Genomic DNA, 580 nt, shown 5'->3' on the forward strand with positions numbered 1-580 from the left:
TCCGGCATTGGGCGAGCTTTTCGCAGATGGACACGCGGTATGTGTGGGATGACAACGGCCAGGTCACGGTTCATAACGCCGATGGCAGCCAGGAAGTCTACGTGCATGACCAGCGGGCGCGGCTGGTACAGCGCGTGGACCCGGATGGTGCCGAGCACTTCAAGTCCTACGATGAGAAAGGCCGGCTGACGGTTGAGCAGGATCCTCTCGGCGCGATCACGGCCTACCAGTACGACGAAGCCGGACGCTTGGTGGCGCTGTTTCCGGGTGATGACGAGCCGACTTCCTACGAGCATGAGAATGGGTTCGTACGGGTTGTAAGGCGGGGTCTGGCGGTTTGGAAATATGAGCGTAATGACCAGGGCGACGTTACGCGCAGGACCGATCCAGACGGTCATTACACGGACTACAGCTACAACAAATACGGGCAGCTAATTGGGGTTTGGTTTCCGAATCACAGTTGTCAGCGGCTGGTCTGGAATGAACGCGGACAACTGCTTGAAGAACAATGGCCGAATGGCGGTATCAAGCGCTATCGCTATGACGATCGTGGCCGACAAATTGCGCGTGAAGATGAGCA

The 580-nt window shown here is 57.6% G+C and carries 1 pseudogene; it reads left to right on the plus strand.

Going from position 1 to position 580, the window contains the following annotated elements:
* A pseudogene (locus AACY08_RS28190) lies at positions 1-580 on the plus strand (type IV secretion protein Rhs); the annotation flags it as partial.

It is taken from the genome of Pseudomonas sp. EL_65y_Pfl1_R83, from assembly GCF_963970695.1.
Taxonomy (GTDB): domain Bacteria; phylum Pseudomonadota; class Gammaproteobacteria; order Pseudomonadales; family Pseudomonadaceae; genus Aquipseudomonas; species Aquipseudomonas tritici.